Consider the following 16452-nt stretch of genomic DNA (forward strand, 5'->3'; position numbering starts at 1 on the left):
TCGAAAAAGAGTGAACCAGCAGGAGCATTTATGAATGATTAGAGTGGGTTACAAAAAAACGACAAATCATGCGAAAGTCCGTCTCCAGCTTGGTGGGACGGGCTTTTTGCACAATTTTACACCTCAGCAAAATACGGCTTAATATAAGAGTGGAAAAGCTGTTTGGGGCTGACGCTATCTGGTTATTTATGGATACACGGAAGAATCGATCCGTAAATCCAATGGCAAAGGGGCTTTAAATTCATGTCCATTGACCGCTTTATTCTGAGGAAACTGAATACCTGTCAGGAAGAACATACACGTGCCAATTTGGTTCGGCTGTTTGTCATTCGTATTCGTAAAGCCGAGATTGCGGAAGAACATGATGCCGCCTATGTCCTGAGCAAACTGCACTGAGTGATGGCTGACAATAATTGCGATCCGATGTTAACGTGTATACAACTCAAAAAAGGAAGCTTGTCTATAACGACAGCTTCCTTTTTCATGTCTTGTAAAAAATGTGTCTTGGTTGACTCCTTTTAATATAAGGATAAAGCAAGGGAGTCGTTTTCACTTCGACTGTGGAGAATGGCTTCTCCATTAACAATCTCAATACTAATTAAAGAATGCAGACATTTTTGAATGGCGCGTTTACCGTTGCTAATTTTATGCTCAAGAGCACTGCTAAGCAATCTTAATGTCTTCTGCATAGGTTGTTTGTTTTCTTGATTAAAATATACAGGGATTGATTTGTTTTGAAAGGTTATTAGGGTTCTCACTTGAAATCACCTCACGGTTGTTATTTCATACAGCTAATATTAAATTCCAATGCTTAAAATTACCTTAAAATCAGCTTATGAAAACATAAAGGTGGGTAATGTTTGAAAAGTGTTCACAATTCAATTGTGAGCGAAGGAATAAAAGTCCTGAAAAACGTAACTTAATTACCATTTAAATGGAACTAAAAACGATAGTTTTCGTATCCTCGCAATATTTAATTGCATAACTGCCACGAAAGTTCTGAGTCGAATGTACGATATTTTAATATATACGTGGGTCATATGTAACAAAATTACAGGTGGTACATTGCAAACAGGGGGTTTATGTAAGAAAATAGGGTTGATATAACGATTCATTCTCTTTTTTTTGATTTAATCTGACATTAGGACAATTTACATATGAGACCATGGGAGGGATTCGGATGATTCTAACCGTGTATTCCGGCCGCGAGGAAGGAGAATGGTTCGACATCGATGTTCCGGACGAATGTACCATTGAACATTTGAAGACATTACTCGGCGTTCGCATTTTTGGACAGGCACCGGGAGACGGCATTCAGTACATCCTTGAAGCCAAGTTTCCGGAAGGTTTGTGGTTCTCTCCGCAGAACGCACAGCAATTAATGGAAACAGGGCTGCGACAAGGCAGTTGCGTACGTGTCCAGCGGGCTTTTTCAACGACTTCGGAAGAAGCGCCTGTATATGGAAGACGTTCATTGTTTCAACAGGACAGCAACGAATAGGGCTTTTGAACGTATACATTCATTATTGAACGAACTAAAGGAGGTCTTCTCTTCGTGAATGTGTTATATCAGCGTTCTCCAAGAATGACACCGGTTCTCAAGGAAGAGAGACTCGAAATACTCAGGCCTCCAACAGAACCGAGCAAACCCACGTTTTCCATGATATCCATTATTGTGCCGATCATGATGACTATGGTCAGCATTGGTTTCTACGTATATATCAATATGACCGGCAAAATGGGCAACAGCAATTATATGATGTTTCAGATGATGACGGTCATGATGATGCTTACTTCTTACACCATTCCATTCTTCGTGTATCTGAGCAACAAGAAATCATATCGCAAAAAATTGGAAGAACGAAAAACAATGTATCTTGCCCAACTGGACAAACACCGGGAAGAACTGAAAGAAGCTCAGGCGGAGCAAGTGAAGAGCCTGTACGAAATTCACGGTGATCCGGGTGTATGTCTTCAAGTGGTGAAGAACCGGAACAGTTCCTTGTGGGAGCGTTCACCAGAGGATGATGATTTCCTTCAGGTGCGCATTGGAACGGGAGAGATTCCATTCCGCATCAAACTTCAGGTTCCGCGGATTGATGGTTACGAGAAGGATGAGCTGATTGAAGCTGCCCATGAACTTGCGGCTGAATTCCAGACGGTACCGGATGCTTCCATTACATTACCTTTGTTCCAATCGAAGGTTATGGGACTGGTCGGCGATCGGGAGGAAGTACTTGCTTCCCTGCGAGTCATCATCTCACAACTGACGGTACGCCATTCCCCGGATGAACTGAAGCTTGCTGCATTCTATGAAGAAAAGGACAGCAAGGAATGGGACTGGCTTCGCTGGATGCCCCATATCTGGGATGAAGACCAAGGACAACGCTATATGGCCGACAGGCACAGCGGTGCGCATCAATTGGCGGACAGCTTGTTTTCCGTGTTGAACCGGCGTCGTAACAATAAGGAAGACCGCTACAAGAAAAGTGTACAAACGCCATGTTACGTTGTGATTCTCTCCGATACGCAATTGATTGAAGAAGAACCGTTACTTCCGCTGCTGTTGGAGTCGGCTCATGACATTGATGTATGCACCATCATACTGGCTAATCGCAAGGAGTCTCTACCGATGCATTGTCAGTTGATTATGGATGCCTCCAAAGGCAAAGGGGTGTATATCAAAAAAACGGAAGATGCGGATGTTATACAACAAATGTACAAGCCTGATGTGATTTCGAAGGAGATGGCAGAGGCGCTTTCCCGTTATATGTCACCGATCCGCTTAAAGCGTTCATCTGCTTCAGATATCCCGCAAGTGCTTCCGTTATTCGATATGCTGAGCACATCACGTGTGGAAGATCTGGATGTGGTGTCCAGGTGGGGACAGACGAGATATCCTGACACGCTGCCCGTACCGATGGGTGTACGAGCTGGCGGTAAAAAAATTGCGATAAACTTGCATGACAAAATTGAACGTCAGGGTCATGGTCCCCATGGTCTGATTGCAGGTACAACCGGTTCAGGTAAAAGTGAAGTCATCCAGTCCATCGTTGCTTCACTCGCTGCTGAATTCCATCCACATGATCTGGCATTCATGCTGATTGACTATAAAGGTGGCGGTATGTCCAATACATTTGTTGATCTGCCTCATGTGGTAGGGACAATCACCAATCTGGATGGAAATCTGATCGAGCGGGCAAATATCTCACTTCGTGCCGAACTGGTCAGAAGGCAAAAAATATTAAATGATGCGGGAAACCTCCAGCATATTGATGAATATTACAAGATTCTGCGTTCCAGACATGAACAGCCACTGCCACATCTGGTCATTATCATTGACGAGTTTGCTCAATTGAAGCGGGACCAGCCGGAGTTTATGGATGAATTGATCAGTATCGCGGCCATTGGCCGGACACTTGGGGTTCATCTAATTCTGGCAACCCAAAAGCCAGCTGGTGTTGTGGACGATAAAATATGGAGTAATTCCCGTTTTAGGATCTGTCTTCGCGTACAGAGTGAGGGAGACAGCAGGGACATGATCAAGATTCCAAATGCTGCCTGGATTACAAAGCCTGGTCGCGGATATTTCCAGGTTGGTAGTGATGAAGTGTTTGAAGAAATGCAATTCGCCTGGAGTGGTGCACCTTATAACCAGCAGGAGGATTCAACAACAGTATTGCCTGTTATGGAAGTGCGCCTGAACGGTAAGCGGGAGCCTCTGTTAACTGGAGAGCGCAGAGCCGTTCTCAAAGGTGAAGATGTTCCGAAACAGCTTCAGGTATTTATTGATTATGTTGCGCAATCTGCAGCTGATGCGGGTATCCGTCGTTTGCCAGGACCATGGTTGCCACCTTTACCAGAGACACTGGAATGGGAAGGTCTTCAGGACTGGCAGGAAGAAGAAAATCGGGATCTGCTGCTTGATGGCGGGGCGAGTGGTCTGAAACCACTGGTTGGTTTGCTGGATGATCTCCCTAATCAGCGCCAACAACCGCTCGCATTGCCTGTGGATCAAGGACATCTGGTCGTGTACGGCATGCCAGGACTGGGCAAAACAACATTTGTTCAGACCTTGCTTATGTCTTTGGCCCGTTCCCATAGAACTGAACCTTGGCATGGTTACATTATCGACATGGGCCGCATGATGAAGGACTTTGCAGCACTACCTCAGATTGGTGGCGTGATGATGGCGGAAGAAGAAGACCGGATCAAACGGTTATTCCGCTATATTCTCAAGCTGTCAGCACAACGCAAAGATATCATCTCGGAGGCGGGGGTTAAAACGATTTCGGCCTACCGCCGGACAGCTCACGCGGCTGTTCCGCAGGTTGTGGTCGTTATCGATGGTTATCTTTCATTCCGCAATGCCTATCCGGAAGAGAATGAACTTCTGGAGACGATCCTGCGTGAAGGCGGAAGTCTGGGTATCACCTTTGTGCTCACCGCCAATCGGGTAACAGATGTATTTGAAAAATTCAGAAGTAATATTCCCAATGCGGTTTCATTTGAGTTATCCGATCCAAGCGATTATTATTATGCCGTGGGAAGACCTTCCAAGGCGCCAAGCCAACTTCCGCCAGGAAGAGGTCTGGTCAAAGGGCAAGTGCCTCCGTTAATGTTCCAGGCGGCATTACCATCTTCAGGGGCAGATGAGGGCAAGCGTTCATCTGAACTGCGCCGTACGATTGCTGAGATTCGCCAAGGCTGGACAGGGGAAGAAGCGCCGCAGATTGCTCCACTTCCGGAAGAGATCAAACTCAAGGATCTACTCATTCGGACAGGATCATATGGTCAGGCGTGGGATACATCGTCTATAACTGTCCCTGTGGGACTGCTTACGGATGATCTGGAACCATTCGAGCTTAATCTGCGTGAAGGTCCGCATTTCATGGTAACGAGTCCGATGGAAGGCGGCAAAACGACATTTTTATTGACATGGATGTTATCACTGGCTTATCATGCTTCTCCGGAAGATGTGCAAATATACACAGTAGATATGCGTTATGGCTCAGGTGGGCTGGGGGAAATCAGCAGTTTGCCCCATGTCCGTGGACATGTATCGCGAGAAGAACAGCTTGCACCTGTCATTCAACAGTTGTACGATGAAGTTCTGAAAAGAGGCGAGATTTCCGGTGGACCGGAACTTGTGCTCGTCATCGATGATGCGGACACCTTGTCCAAGCAGCTAAACGATTTTAATGTAAAAGATCAATTGGGAGCGATTGTTCGTCAAGGAAGGGATCGCGGTGTACATGTGATTCTGTCCGGGGTTCCGGCAGACTTCCCGACCTTCGGTTCTGACTGGGTAACGGATGTGAAGGCTTCCCAGAGCGGAATGCTGTTCGGGACTTTAGACCCTAACGATCTCTCGTTCTTCCGTATACCTTATTCCGAATCTGGAGGTAGTTCAGGTGGGCTGAAGGTACTGCCTCCGGGTCAAGGTTATTATGTAAAACGTAAATATTCCAGGGTTAAAGGTGCAGTTCCATGTGATGACAGCTGGAAAATGACCGATTGGATTTCTGAAATTCGTGACCGATGGCATGTTGTAGTTTGAGGGGAGGTGGCTCATAATGTTGACGGTTCATGATTCTAAGCAAAAGGTAGTCACGTTGCAAACAAAGGAACTTTTTTTCCTGGCTGGTATTCTCGGTTCAGACCGACTGCTTGGTGTAGAAGATCCGTTTCGCGGCTATATGGCTGAGGATATCGCGAGGGAGTGGGAGCGTGTCAAAACCTCCCTTCTTGACAAAGGATATCTGATTCGGGATCAGGATACCGATGAGCTGATCATGACACCGACCGTTTTCTCCAGGGTAGCCATTGCCGGATTGTCCGACAGAGCTTGTTGGATTCGCTACACGATCAACGGCAAGTCGTATGAGAGTTATATACATTGCACGGATGAGCGGGTCGTTGAAGTTTCCCGTGTTGACGACGTACCGGACTCGTTCCGGCTCAGCGATCTGGGAAGTGTTCGTGAAGCCATCGATGTTCTGATAGAGCGGATGAAATGGAGCGGCCATTCTCCTGCGGAGAAACCGGCCCTAATGTGCTCCAAGAAAAAATTTTATGATGTCATGAATGAGCTCGAAAACAGCGGAGTACAGACCGTAGCAGCGGAACTCGAACAGGAGACAAGTGATCCTGAGGGCTCACTTGCACTGGCACGCTGTCTGGTGGGTAAGGAGTCAGACGGGGAGCTCAGGTTGCTTGTATGGAATGAAGACGGGTGGAAGTCGCAGTCGGCAGCCTTTGCTGCAAGTGCGGTATCCAACTGGTTGTTCCGGATGAGCACTGCGGCTTCAGATGATTGGCTTGTTGCAGCACTAACGACTAGAGAACAGTTTCACGAGATGCTGCTGGACTGGCTTAAACAGCCTGCAGGGGAAGAGGAAAGGTGATGGTAAATGCGCATTCGTGTGGAACCGGATGTGCTTCGGGCACTGAGCAAGCAGATTCAGTATGCAGCGGAGCAAATACAGCAAAAGATGACAGTGTTGGATCAGGCGATTCATTCGCTGGAGTGGGAGGTTGAATCCCGCGCAGCGGTGATGAATGAATGGAATCACAGTAAACGACTGGGCGAGGATGCGCTGCGTCGATTAATGGACTTAAGCGTACAGCTGGGACGCAAAGCGTTGTTATTCCAGCAGGCAGACATGGAGTATCGTTCCGTGCTGAGTCATGTGAACACAGCCTATGGTAATGCGGTCAATATGCTGAATGTTCTTCAGAACAATCGTACAGGAGAAATCATGCCTGCACATTCTGCAACTGTAGCTGTAGTATCCGATCCCCTTTCCGCAATGGCGGCCGTATATCGTGTACAGGATGCCGCTCCGCCTGATGGCTCCCCGGCTACACTGGTGCAGGCTATGCAGCCTGAGCCTGTAGCATGGAGATTCACAGATCCTTCCTTTCGGGGAAGAAGAGGGACCGAGCCTGTGGTTTCCTGAACAGGGTGAATGAAAGTAACAGCAGAAAGTGAATCTTTTTTTGTAAATAGGCTGTTAGGAGAAGTTTCAAATGCTAAAAATGGGGTAAATAGGATTAGGTCCTTCGGCTTTTGTCCGATCGATCCTGGTATAGTACAATTTGAACAAGTAAAAAATTAATTGCACAAACCAAGGAGGAATTTACAAATGGCAGGACGTATTTTAGTTACCCCAGAGCAGCTTGATCAGGTTTCCAACCAATTTAAACAAAGCGGTGAGCAAAGTCAGCAAATCGTATCTACATTGACTCAATCCATCACAAGCATGGAAGGACAATGGGAAGGTATGACAAAGCAACGCTTCTTCCAAGAGTTCCAAGAAGCTAGCAAACAAATGCAATCATTCGTTCAAACGCTGAACAGCATCAGCGCTGAACTTACAGCTATTGCTAACAAATTCCGTACAGCTGACCAAGCTCGTTAATCTGCTTTACATAGATCAGGCCGATGTGAAGTCTGATTTCGTCCTGAATTATAGGTGGATAGCAAGCTGAAGATGTACAACTACAGCAAAAACCGGGCGTTGTCACAACACCCGGTTTTTGCTGCAACTATGACACTAGGACAGAGAGAGGGATAAGCATGTCTTTTCAACCAAATCCCGGGGATGAAGTGGTGATTAACGACATTGCCTATACGATTGGGCAACATCCGGCAGCGCCGGGTCTGGCTTATGCCCAAGCCGGAAGGCAGGGGATTGTTTATCAGTTAATACCCCGTAATGGTTCCGTTCATGGGGCCAAAGCACTAAAAGTCTTTTTTCCTAAATTCCGTATTCCGGCTATGGTATATCAGTCTGAGCATATGGAGTCTTATAGTGAACTGCCAGGTTTGCAGGTATGCAAGCGTGATGTGCTCACTCCGGAAAGAAACGGAGCGCTCATTGGAAAACATCCCGATCTGTTATATGCGGTGTTGATGCCATGGGTGCAAGGTCAGACCTGGTTCGATGTGATCAGTGATCAGAGACAGTTGACGGCTGAAGAGAGCTTGAAGCTGGCCAGAGCACTTGCTGGAACAGGTTCGGCTATGGAACAACGTGGACTGGCTCATTGCGATATGTCCGCTCCCAATGTAATGATTCCGTTTTTTTCCGAAGTGGAGAACCTGGGGAAGACGTCTGCGGTAGAACTTGTGGATGTCGAGCAGATGTACGGTTCCAAGATGGATCGTCCGGATGCCCTGCTTGCCGGGTCACCCGGTTATGCAGCCCATCGAACAGTGCACAGCGGTTTGTGGAGTTCATATGCTGACCGATTTGCAGGAGCTGTTATCATTGCTGAAATGTTAAGCTGGTCAGACCCTGTGATTGTAGAGAAGGCGTGGGGCGAAAGTTATTTTGACCAGCATGAAATGCAAACAGTGAGTGAACGGTATTATGCGATGCGGGAGTCCCTTGAGAAGCGTTGGGGTTCCAAACTGTCAGATCTGTTCATTCGAGCTTGGGAAAGTCACGATTTGAGCAGCTGTCCGACGTTTGGTGAGTGGTATGTTGCATTGGCTGCGGTAAACGTGGATCAGGCCAATGCGGCGGTTGCTGCGACATCGGAAGAAGCAGCTACCAATTCGTCCGAAGCTGATGTGAATCTGAAAAAGAGCTCAAAACCAGTAAATGAACCGGTGAATACGCAAGACGGGAACCGTCCCCAAACGCCGCACTCTCCAGATCAGGAAGCGGTTGTGAATCGTCTGTTCCTGCAAGCAAGAGCCCTGGAGGATGAAGATAAACCGGCTGCAGCACTGGAAGTGTACCGCTCTCTTTATCATTTTATTCCTCATAACAGCGCGATGCAGATGGAAGTCGAGGCTGCAATCAAGGAACTGGATGCCAAGCTTAATCCAAAAGAAGACACAGACAAGCCCGTACCTGTGCCATTCTACAGATCCAAAAAGTTCATGATTTCCTCCGCTGTGCTTATTGTATTGCTGGCAGGTGGCGTGCCAACGGTCAAAATACTCGCCGATCAGGCAGAGGTAAAACAGAAAGAACAGCTGGAAGCCACACGACTGGCAGATATCAAAGCTGCGGAAGAGGCGGAAGCAGCAAAGGCAGCTGCGCTCAAACAGCAGGAAGAACAAGAGAAACAAAAGGCCGCAGATGCTGCAAAACTGGACGCAGAGGAAAAGAAAAAGCTCGCTGAAGCCAAGCAGAAGGCAGCTGATGCAAAGAAAAAAGAAGAAGAACGTAAGGCGTTACAGGCCAAATACGACAAACAGGCGAAATATGAGGCCTTTCTGGTGAAGCAGGAGCAGCAGAAGAAAGAAGCTGCTAAGAGAGCACAGCAGGAGAAGTACGATAAACAGGCAAAATATGAAGCTTATCTGGTCTGGAAAAAAGAGAATGATGCCAAGCTTGCAAAACAGGAAGCGGAGCGTAAAGCGGCAGCTGAAGTTAAACGTCAACAGGAGATTGCTCAGAAAGCAGCTCTGAAGAAAAAACGTGCCCAGAATGTGGTCACGCTGATTGCTCATTACAATAAGACGTATAACGCGCAAAAAGGCAGAAAAATTGAAAATGCGGAAGCGTATGCCCGTGATTTCAAAAATCTTTACAATACCGATGCTTCCTATTTCAAAGGTGTCGGCAAAGTGGCCGCTCGAATGAGCGCCATTAACAAATTCCTGAGCAACACTAATTATACGTTGCCCAACTTATAAATAACGTGAACGATGGAGGTGACCCACCCTAGATGAACTACACGATTCAAGCATCACAGCGTACACCTGCACTTATTATATATTTAATTGATATTAGCGCCTCCATGAACATGGTTCTGGAAAATCGTCGACGGATTGACGTCGTCTATGATGCCCTATCTCTCGCGATCCGCCAAATGGTATTTCGCTCTACCAAGGGAAATCGTCTGACACCTCGCTATCGTATAGCCATATTGGCTTACAGCGATGATGTATATGACTTGTTGAACGGAATCAAAGGGATTGACGAGATCGCTGCAGTTGGTTCTTTGCCTGACCTGACTCCGAGACGCTTTTCCGATTCTGCGAAGGCTTTTCTACAGGCGGAAAAGATTCTACAGGCCGAAATTCCGAATATGCAGGATTGTCCTGCGCCACTTGTATGCCACATGACCGATGGGGTAGCCACAGGTGAAGATCCCGAACCTATTGCAAAAAGAATTATGGGTATGAGTGTACCAGACGGCAATGTACTGGTGGAAAATATTTTTATATCCGATCATCTGCTGGAAGGTCCAATTGCTGAACCCAGAAGATGGAAGGGAATCTCTTCGGAAACGAATCTACAGGATGAGCATGGAGAGAAGCTGCGGAATATGTCATCCGTCCTGCCCGAAAGTTATCGGGAAATGCTTGTTGAAGCTGATTATTTGCTTGCACCCGGTGCACTCATGATGCTGCCAGGTACCTGTGCAGAATTGGTATCAATCGGGTTCCAGATGTCCGCTGCTACGCCTGTTAGATAGGAGGGGAATCATGAGAGCGATGCGTTTGGCAACATTGTCTGCTGGAGATAAGGGGGGCCATGCCGAGCAACGGCATGGCAACTTTCGCTATGTTAGTGTACAGACGGGAGAACAGCCACTAACCCGCTATCAGGGTACATTTAAGTGCAGATATGGTTATGGCAGAGCGGCTGAGACGGTACATCAGGGAGATACCGGACAGGACTTTGCTGCGGTACGTATGAAAGGAAATATCTGCAATTTTGTATTGTGTGATGGGGTAGGCATGAGTTACCTGGGCGATTTTGCAGCGCGTTTTCTGGGGAATGCTTTGCTGGATTGGTTGGAAACGACGCAACACCCGACAGAAGAGGGCGTGGAGCGTCTTCTCCATGATCTAACCCTTCCTGCATCTCAGCAGTTGGAGAAATTACAGCCACTGGAAAGTTCCCCTTTGTTGCTGCGTGAAGTGTTGATGGAAAAGCGAAGTCGGGGCAGTCAGGCCATGTATGTGTGTGGACGGATCGAGCTTACGGGAGGTGGCCGCAAAAGCCGTGTATGGTTAGCGTGGCAAGGAGATTCCCGTATTCGCCTTTGGCGTAATGGTCAGGAACAGTCTGAATTATTTCAGACTCACTGCAAGACAAATGAGCGTTGGTCTACACTTGAAGGGCCTGTTGGTGGTAAGCCGCACATCTGCGAGATGAAAGGGTCGGCAGGAGATTCACTGCGACTCCAGTTATATACGGATGGACTGAACGACCTGGATGCCATTCAAGCCTATGTCCCGGATGAACACATTCAGGTACTGCTGGATGCTACACATACCGGCGGACTTGAAGATGATGCCGCTTTCATTGAGCTGGAATGGTGAGTGCGGGATATCAAGTTGTGGATCGATCCTGCTGAAGCTGTGACAGCGGCGAAGATCAACTGTGAAAAAACTTGTTGATGTTGATTTAAAAGACACTCTTTTTGGGTAATCTTGTGAAGAATTGGCTAATGAAAGCTTGAATGTACATTCTTACATAATTGCTAATCAAAGGAGTGGAATGGATAATGACACAACATAACGGTAAGTCACGGTTCCAAGGCAAGGTTGCGATTATTACCGGAGCAGGCTCCGGGATTGGGAAAGCCACTGCGGTCAAGCTGGCTAAAGAGGGTGCACATGTTGCATTGTTTGATCTGGTGAATGATCGGATCTCGGAAACGGAAGCAGAGATTAATGCGCTGCACCCCGGTGCGGCAAGAGCATTTGATGTAGACATTTCTGACCCGGCACGTGTGGAAAAGGCTGTACTGGAAACCGTTGAGTTATTCGGTGGTTTGGATATCGTTTTTGCCAATGCGGGCATTAACGGAGTATCGGCACCCATTGAGGAAATTCAGGTTGAAGATTGGCAACAGATTATTACAACCAACCTGAATGGTACATTTTTCACCGTAAAATATGCTTTGCCTCACGTTAAGAAACGGGGTGGCGGCAGCATTATCATTACAAGTTCGATTAACGGCAATCAACGCTTCTCAAGCTTTGGCATGTCGGCGTACAGCACGTCCAAGGCAGGACAGGTTGCTTTTGCCAAGATGGCTGCGCTTGAACTGGCGAAGTTCAAGATACGTGTGAACGTAATCTGCCCAGGAGCGATTGCGACAAATATCGATCAAAGTACGGTCAAAACGGATGATCTGCAACAGATCATTATTCCGATGGAGTTCCCGGAAGGACAGCAACCACTTGCGGACGGGCCGGGTCAGCCGGAACATGTTGCCGATCTGGTAAGTTTCCTCGCATCGTCCGAATCCAGACATATTACGGGAGCAGAGATCGTCATTGATGGTGCCGAATCATTGCTCAGCTAAGTGAGCATTCTGGATAAATTTCATTTTTACTAAGGCGTGTCTTAGGGTGTGTCTGCGATAGTCGTTCCTCTGGAACGGCTTTTTTTGTTATAATGCTAACATTCGAATAGAGATACTGAAGAGCAGTATGGTACATTCATTAGGAGCGATCATATGCATATAGAGTTACCGATACAAGAGGTTATTCCTGAGTTAAGACAGTTATTTCGGGATCAAGATACAGGTGTGTTAATTGCAGAGCCAGGAGCGGGAAAAACGACTGTTGTACCGCTGGCTTTGCTGGAGGAGCCGTGGGTTGCGGGACGGAAAATCATTATGCTGGAACCTCGAAGGCTGGCTGCGCGTTCGGCTGCATCGAGACTGGCGGCTACACTAGGGGAAAAGGCGGGTCAGACTGTAGGATATCGTGTACGCATGGATACCCGGGTGAGTCAGGCGACGCGTATTGAAGTTGTGACGGAAGGCGTATTGACCCGAATGTTGCAGCAGGATCAGGGACTTGAAGACACGGCGATGATTATATTCGATGAATTCCATGAGCGTCACTTACATGGGGATTTGGGTTTGGCTCTGGCATTGGAATCCCGAGCGATGTTACGTCCAGACTTGAAATTGCTGGTGATGTCGGCGACCCTCGATTCTGTTCCCGTCTGTGCATTGCTTGGCGAAGGTACAAAATCAATTCACTGTCCCGGGCGAACGTTTCCGGTGGAAACACGATATGTATCGAGACCAACAGCCATGCCACTGGAACAATTCACGGCTCAGACGGTGCACAGGGCATTAGCCGAACAGGAGGGGGACGTGCTTGTTTTCCTTCCTGGCGCAAAAGAGATACATCGTACAGAACGGGAGTTATGGAATGGTTCTCTTCCCGAACATGTGAAAGTTCATTCCCTGTATGGCAGTATGCCCGTGGAACAACAGGATGAGGCCATACGCCCGGCAGCTGAGGGCTCGCGCAAGGTGGTCTTGTCCACCTCCATTGCGGAATCCAGTCTCACACTCGCTGGAGTTAAGATTGTGGTGGATGCAGGGCTAAGTCGTGCATCGGCATTTTCGCCGCGCACGGGCATGAGCCGGCTTGTAACCCTGCCGGTGTCCAAGGCGTCAGCCGATCAACGGCGGGGTCGTGCAGGGCGAATTGCCCCGGGGGTGTGTTACCGGCTATGGAGCGAGGAGGTTCATGGGGGGCTGCCTGAGGCAGCTCGCCCGGAGATCACCTCCGCGGATCTTGCGCCGCTGGCGTTGGAGCTTGCCGTCTGGGGTGTCCAGTCCCCAGCAGAGCTGCAATGGCTGGACACCCCGCCTGACGCCGCCTACGGCCAGGCACAGGCGTTGCTGCGCCAGCTGGGCGGCCTGGACGACGCAGGCCGCATCACGCCCTTCGGGCGGCGGATGAACACGCTTGGCGTGCATCCGCGACTGGCCAGCATGCTGCTCCGCGCGGCGGAGCTTGGGCTGGCCAGCTACGCCAGCATGCTGGCGGCACTGCTGCAGGAGCCTGCCGGCCTCCGCAGCAGTGGCAGTGCGAGCGCGGGCACGGACCTCCGCCCGCGCGTAGAGGCGCTGCTGACCGCGGACAGCAGCGGTATGCCGCAAGCGGCAGCGGCTGTCGCAGACGGCGGGGCCGTGCGGCGCATGCTCCAGGAGAGCCGCCAGCTGCGCTCGGCGCTCGGCCCGGCGGCCGATCCGGTAAGGCCGGATGAGGACAGCTGCGGATTGCTGCTGTCCTTCGCCTATCCGGACCGGATCGGGCAACGCCGGGAGGACGGCCGCTATCTGCTGAGCAGCGGCCGCGGCGTACGGCTCGCAGCGACAGAATCGCTGAGCCGTTCAGCGTATCTGGTCGCAGCCGAGGCAGACGACCAGGGCGCAGATGCGCGCATCCTGCTGGCTGCGCCGTTGCAGGAGCAGACATTGTTACAGGCAGGTCAGTACTTGCTTCACAATGAAGTGCAAGTGGCCTGGGATTCCAACACTCGCAGCGTGCGAGCACATAAGAGACTTCGTATTGGAGCCCTTGTGATGAAAGAGAGCAGTATTGCACAGCCACCTGAAGATCAGGTGTTGGAAGCACTATTAACCGGAATTCGAATGGAAGGGCTGGATTGTCTGCCCTGGACAAAAACATCCAGACAACTTGCGGACAGGCTGCGGTTCCTGCATCTCCATGCACCTGAGTGGCCCGACCTGATCGAAGATGATCTGACCGAAGAGTTGGCAGAACATCTTACCCCTTATCTGACAGGCATGCGTTCGGCAGCCGACCTGAAGAGATTGTCGATGCAAGATGTATTACTGGGTGGCCTGAGCTGGACGCAACGACAACAACTGGACGATGAAGCTCCGACGCATATACAGGTGCCCAGTGGTTCGCGTATTCCCGTGGACTACAGTCGTCCAGAGGACCCGGCGCTGGCGGTAAGATTACAGGAGATGTTTGGACAACAGGAGACACCGCGTATAGCGGGTGGGCGAGTCCCGTTGACAATCCACCTATTATCACCGGCTCAGCGACCTGTACAGGTCACACGTGACTTGGCGAATTTCTGGCGAGAGACGTATTTTGACGTCAAAAAAGACCTGAAAGGTCGTTATCCGAAGCACTACTGGCCGGATAATCCACTTGAAGCGGTCGCCACAAATCGGGCCAAACCAAGGGGGAAATGAATGAATGATTTCGTTTTTTCAGATATCAACGATTGGGTTCCCAAAGGGCGCTCTTCATCAGGCTCAGACTCTCCTGAACAACCTTAAGTTTTGTAGCTGACCGAATCATTCTCTGACTTAAAGAATCATCCTCTAACCAGGACGTGTCTCAAAACTCACTAACATGCAACTTTTACTGCCTTTTCGACCCATGTTAGTCACTTTGCCTTTTCGCTCCATGCTGCGTTACTTTCTCCTTGACGTGCTCCGGCACGCCTACCAAAAACATCCGGCATGGAACGAGAATCCAGCAAAATCTGCTTCTATTGAGGTTGAAGTCGCGCCCCAGAGCGTGTCCTCAACCTGCCGAAAGCCGGAGTGTAACTGAACGTGCCGGGGGCTGAACATGGATCAGAATCATGGAGCGGAGCGCTAACGAACTTGTGACGTCTTATTCAGCGACTTAAAAGCGCCCGCAGTAATCTAAGGAATCTGAAACACGCTATATTTGAATAACCAGCCGTTTAAAACGGGTTTTTCAGGTGATTTTGGTTAATAACGTGTCTCATGTTCCTTACAAACTAAAATGAGGACCCGAAGGCTAAATAAGACGTCCTCGGTTCCTTAGAAAATCGCCAGGATCAGGCAACTTGTAATTCAAGATGTTTTGGACGCCCACGTCCTTCAACGTAGAGCATGCCTGACAACGTATTACATGCCTGAGTTGAACGCATACTCTGATGAGGATTAAAAAGGAGTGAACCTCAGCGTTTTTTTACTATCAGCACATACGATATTGACTTGCAAGCGTTTGAAAGAAACGAAGGCGGGTAATAACATAACGAACCACTCAATCAGATGAGGAGGGATTCATTATGCAAAAGAAAATCGTAGGTGTGTTTAATACAGAACGTGAAGCATCGCAGGCTATCGAGGGTCTGAAGGCACAAGGATTCACTTCAGACGAAATCTCCGTTGTTACACAAGATCGGGATGAACTGAAGGCAATTCGGGAAGAGACAGGTACCAAAGCCCCTGAAGGCGTGGCTGCAGGTGCAGCAACAGGTGGTGTACTTGGTGGCGTAGCTGGTCTGCTCGCAGGTATCGGTGCACTGGCTATACCCGGTATAGGACCGATTCTGGCCGCTGGCCCCATTGCAGCAGCATTTACCGGTGCAGCTGTAGGTGCGGGAGCTGGTGGACTGGTGGGTGGACTGGTAGGTCTTGGTATTCCTGAAGAGGACGCTAAACAGTATGAGGAGTATGTACAGAATGGTAAAATCCTGCTGCTCGTAGATTCTACGGATCGGGACTCCGATGTGTACGATGTATTCAGTGGCAACAGCCAGCTTAACCGGGACAGAGCCGAAGCAGCTCATCGCGGAGATGTGCCAGCCGAACGTCCGGATCTGGATATGGAAGAACGCAGATTGGAAGCACAAAACAAGGCAGCGCGATTCGGTAACAATACATTCCTGTAATCTTGCCGCAAATATAATCGATATGAAATAA

13 protein-coding genes are annotated in these 16452 nt (G+C 49.0%); 12 read left to right on the plus strand and 1 reads right to left on the minus strand.

Features of this window, described 5'->3' with window-relative positions; all coding sequences use genetic code 11:
* Positions 1 to 243 precede the first annotated feature (243 nt).
* A complete protein-coding gene (locus F0220_RS32470) occupies positions 244 to 396 on the plus strand; it encodes a hypothetical protein (RefSeq protein WP_164783094.1) in 153 nt (50 codons plus the stop codon).
* A 122-nt stretch (positions 397 to 518) separates the two neighbouring features.
* Here F0220_RS32470 and F0220_RS32865 read toward each other — a convergent pair whose 3' ends face one another.
* Entirely contained in the window at positions 519 to 758 is a 240-nt protein-coding gene (locus F0220_RS32865) for a hypothetical protein (RefSeq protein WP_074094612.1), read from the minus strand.
* Positions 759 to 1180: 422 nt separating this feature from the next.
* Here F0220_RS32865 and F0220_RS11790 point away from each other — a divergent pair, with 422 nt between their 5' ends.
* The 11 genes from F0220_RS11790 (at position 1181) to F0220_RS11840 (ending at position 16421) form a co-directional block, all read left to right on the plus strand.
* Entirely contained in the window at positions 1181 to 1501 is a 321-nt protein-coding gene (locus F0220_RS11790) for a hypothetical protein (protein WP_074094613.1), read from the plus strand.
* Positions 1502 to 1555: 54 nt separating this feature from the next.
* Positions 1556 to 5560, plus strand: a complete 4005-nt coding sequence (gene essC / locus F0220_RS11795; RefSeq protein WP_091017197.1) for a type VII secretion protein EssC — start codon at positions 1556 to 1558, stop codon at positions 5558 to 5560.
* A 16-nt stretch (positions 5561 to 5576) separates the two neighbouring features.
* On the plus strand, positions 5577 to 6407 hold the full coding sequence (locus F0220_RS11800; RefSeq protein WP_091017195.1) for a hypothetical protein: 831 nt from the start codon (positions 5577 to 5579) through the stop codon (positions 6405 to 6407).
* Positions 6408 to 6413: 6 nt separating this feature from the next.
* Positions 6414 to 6962: a WXG100 family type VII secretion target gene (locus F0220_RS11805; RefSeq protein ID WP_017689072.1), complete on the plus strand. Its 549-nt coding sequence runs from the start codon at positions 6414 to 6416 to the stop codon at positions 6960 to 6962.
* A gap of 186 nt (positions 6963 to 7148) precedes the next feature.
* Positions 7149 to 7424 carry a WXG100 family type VII secretion target gene (locus F0220_RS11810; protein ID WP_017689071.1) on the plus strand — a complete coding sequence of 92 codons (276 nt, stop codon included), beginning with the start codon at positions 7149 to 7151 and terminating at the stop codon, positions 7422 to 7424.
* Positions 7425 to 7582: 158 nt separating this feature from the next.
* Positions 7583 to 9658, plus strand: a complete 2076-nt coding sequence (locus F0220_RS11815) for a protein kinase family protein (RefSeq protein WP_105598238.1) — start codon at positions 7583 to 7585, stop codon at positions 9656 to 9658.
* Between the two features lie 32 nt (positions 9659 to 9690).
* The gene (locus F0220_RS11820) at positions 9691 to 10443 is read left to right on the plus strand and encodes a vWA domain-containing protein (protein ID WP_017689069.1); all 753 of its coding nucleotides are present in this window, start codon (positions 9691 to 9693) and stop codon (positions 10441 to 10443) included.
* A 10-nt stretch (positions 10444 to 10453) separates the two neighbouring features.
* Entirely contained in the window at positions 10454 to 11296 is an 843-nt protein-coding gene (locus F0220_RS11825) for a protein phosphatase 2C domain-containing protein (protein WP_091017192.1), read from the plus strand.
* A 185-nt stretch (positions 11297 to 11481) separates the two neighbouring features.
* Positions 11482 to 12288 carry an SDR family oxidoreductase gene (locus tag F0220_RS11830; protein ID WP_091017190.1) on the plus strand — a complete coding sequence of 269 codons (807 nt, stop codon included), beginning with the start codon at positions 11482 to 11484 and terminating at the stop codon, positions 12286 to 12288.
* Between the two features lie 153 nt (positions 12289 to 12441).
* A complete protein-coding gene (hrpB, locus tag F0220_RS11835; RefSeq protein ID WP_149846524.1) occupies positions 12442 to 14961 on the plus strand; it encodes an ATP-dependent helicase HrpB in 2520 nt (839 codons plus the stop codon).
* A gap of 854 nt (positions 14962 to 15815) precedes the next feature.
* Positions 15816 to 16421 carry a general stress protein gene (locus tag F0220_RS11840; RefSeq protein WP_017689064.1) on the plus strand — a complete coding sequence of 202 codons (606 nt, stop codon included), beginning with the start codon at positions 15816 to 15818 and terminating at the stop codon, positions 16419 to 16421.
* The last annotated feature ends 31 nt before the right edge of the window (positions 16422 to 16452 follow it).

This window comes from Paenibacillus sp. 37 (assembly GCF_008386395.1).
GTDB lineage: Bacteria > Bacillota > Bacilli > Paenibacillales > Paenibacillaceae > Paenibacillus > Paenibacillus amylolyticus_B.

Coding starts and splice junctions, on each gene's coding strand:
- F0220_RS11815 (WP_105598238.1), top strand. CDS start 7,583: ATGTCTTTTCAACCAAATCCCGGGGATGAAGTGGTGATTAACGACATT.
- hrpB (WP_149846524.1), top strand. CDS start 12,442: ATGCATATAGAGTTACCGATACAAGAGGTTATTCCTGAGTTAAGACAG.
- F0220_RS11790 (WP_074094613.1), top strand. CDS start 1,181: ATGATTCTAACCGTGTATTCCGGCCGCGAGGAAGGAGAATGGTTCGAC.
- F0220_RS11800 (WP_091017195.1), top strand. CDS start 5,577: ATGTTGACGGTTCATGATTCTAAGCAAAAGGTAGTCACGTTGCAAACA.
- F0220_RS32470 (WP_164783094.1), top strand. CDS start 244: ATGTCCATTGACCGCTTTATTCTGAGGAAACTGAATACCTGTCAGGAA.
- F0220_RS11820 (WP_017689069.1), top strand. CDS start 9,691: ATGAACTACACGATTCAAGCATCACAGCGTACACCTGCACTTATTATA.
- F0220_RS11830 (WP_091017190.1), top strand. CDS start 11,482: ATGACACAACATAACGGTAAGTCACGGTTCCAAGGCAAGGTTGCGATT.
- F0220_RS11840 (WP_017689064.1), top strand. CDS start 15,816: ATGCAAAAGAAAATCGTAGGTGTGTTTAATACAGAACGTGAAGCATCG.
- F0220_RS11805 (WP_017689072.1), top strand. CDS start 6,414: ATGCGCATTCGTGTGGAACCGGATGTGCTTCGGGCACTGAGCAAGCAG.
- F0220_RS11825 (WP_091017192.1), top strand. CDS start 10,454: ATGAGAGCGATGCGTTTGGCAACATTGTCTGCTGGAGATAAGGGGGGC.
- F0220_RS11810 (WP_017689071.1), top strand. CDS start 7,149: ATGGCAGGACGTATTTTAGTTACCCCAGAGCAGCTTGATCAGGTTTCC.